The following is a 2181-nucleotide window of genomic DNA, read 5'->3' on the forward strand; positions in this document are numbered from 1 at the left end:
GCTTTGTCCCGGTCAGCTTGCCTTGTTCCAGGGCACTCGCCTATGGGCTACGGGGGTCGCGTTCACTTGATCCTGCATGGTCATACTCCTCGGCTCGGTTGCAGGGAGGAGAGACTGATTAGGCATCGTTCATTCGACCAATCCAATCCCGCTCTCACCGTTGGCCAGCAAGGAAGCGGCCTTTTATTTCCGTAGGACGGCACGGGTTTGGGGAGTTAATGACCTAGCTTCGTCAACACCGCATGTTGTTGATGGCTATTGCGCGAAGCTTCAGCACAATCCACTTTTTATCAAGTGGCTCAACCACCCGGTTCAACAAGCTCGAAGTGGGCGATCGGATAAGGTGCACAGTAGAAATTGGAGCCGATGGCCGAAGGTTCGGAATCAATGTCGAACTTTATTCTGGGCTATAGCGCATTTTTCGAACAGGTTAACGTCGAGAGCGCTTGCGCGACTCCGTAGTTTCACGGGAGGGAATCCGCTTTGGGAAGCACCGCATGTTCATGGCGAACTGCTCAAGCTTGGGTTCGAGGTCGCGCAATCAAGCGTTGCCAAGTACATGGTCAGGCGGCAAGGACCGCCCAGCCGGGGTTGGCAGACCTTCTTGCATAACCACGCCCCAGACAAACGATGCGGCGATGAGCGCCAAACTTGTCAGGACAGTATTTCGGCCTCTGGAGGACAACCGGACAAAACCTTTGCAGCCACCAATTCCGAGTCTGGCCTGGCCCTGGCTATGTGAAAACGCTGTGCGGCTGTTATGCTTCTCCCGTGATTCTGGGTGGGGAATTGATGAGGCCCTTCGTTGAAGAGGCGGATCGTGGGCAATGGACGTTATTGCCCGCATGCCTCGATGATTTCATTGATGAGAGCAACGCTGCTCGCGTGATCGACGTGTTTGCCTAAGCACATTTTGCTTCGTCACTGGTCGACTTCTGTCATAACATCTATTTTCGGAGTTGAGATTCCTGCCTGCTGCTTCTGTGGCCGGAGGGAAAGCATCTAGATTGACTCACCGCACTGCTTCTAAGCCCAACGCGGACATTCTGCTTTCCGGCGTACCAAATGCCGGAGCTGTCCGACAGCATCAAGTTTATTTTCAGCGGCCAGTCGGGACGCTTCGCCCTGGTCTGCATCTGCTTGACCGGTATCGCCTTTCGCCCGCCATGCCGTTGCTCGATTCGCATGGGCTGGAGCGTAGCAGCCGCGCCTTGTTTGGAGCGAAATGTGCGGCTCGTCTCGGCCAGATGGTCGGCCCGCGCTAAACCTCAACCTTGGCTATCCGACGCCGCTCCGATCGCAATTCTCTCGAAGCTTATTTGGAAAAGGCAAGGTCAGGCCCGATCGGATTCCTGGCGTGCCTTTAGACGAGTCTTGGTTAAGCAAAACTTAAATTATTCCTCGCCGAAGCCGGCACCCGACTGGAATATCGTTAAAAAAAGGTTAATCTACAACTCTTGGGTGCCATGTGACAGTTCGCGATGTACCTCTCTCGCCGAAACTTTGTGCAAGGAATCATTTTGGGCGGAGCGGCGTTGGGCGCGGTCGGCGCGGCTCAAAGCGGGCGTCCGTTGTTGCCGCTTCCCCATATGGCCGATGTTTCAGGTTTGGCGCCGCCGCCTGCGGTATTGAACTCGCAATTTTTGGCTTTAGCCAAGCTGTTTCCCTCCTTGGTAGATCCCGACGCCGAAGAGGGGCCTCTCATCATCAACACGCGCGCCCGCAAAGACTCTTTCGCCGGATACAAGCGCATAGGCGATCCCGGCAATTCCATTTTCCTAAAGGATGCCGAGGCCCGCGCTATCATTCCCTGGACCCCCATATTTGCGCGGGAAAACCACCTCTTACAGTTGCCACCGTCGGTGACGCGACAAATCGATTGCGCTGAACTCTTGGTGGTGAATGAGAGCAGTGCGCACTATCCCGTTTTTGGTAACAAGGCACGCAAGTACGAATTTCTGTTGCCAAACTTGAAGTGGTCCGGCTCTCAGCACCTTGGGACCATCGGTGCGGTTTCCAGCAATCACGCGTTGCAATTTGCTCTCGCCAACCGCATGGCTGATTTGACCGGCGACGGACAGCCGCTGAACTGCGCCCTTGATTTGGTGCTTTTTGAGGTACCGGGAGCCGCCACGGACATGGCGAGGCTGGCCATTTTGCAGAGCCTAGTACCCACTTTTC

1 protein-coding gene is annotated in these 2181 nt (G+C 55.3%); it reads left to right on the top strand.

Features of this window, described 5'->3' with window-relative positions:
* Positions 1-1535: 1535 nt before the first annotated feature.
* The coding region (locus CWO89_RS43375) for a PALP domain-containing protein (RefSeq protein WP_207234701.1) at positions 1536-2181 on the top strand (646 nt) is incomplete at its 3' end.

This window comes from Bradyrhizobium sp. Leo170 (assembly GCF_004296405.1).
In the GTDB taxonomy this organism is placed as follows: domain Bacteria; phylum Pseudomonadota; class Alphaproteobacteria; order Rhizobiales; family Xanthobacteraceae; genus Bradyrhizobium.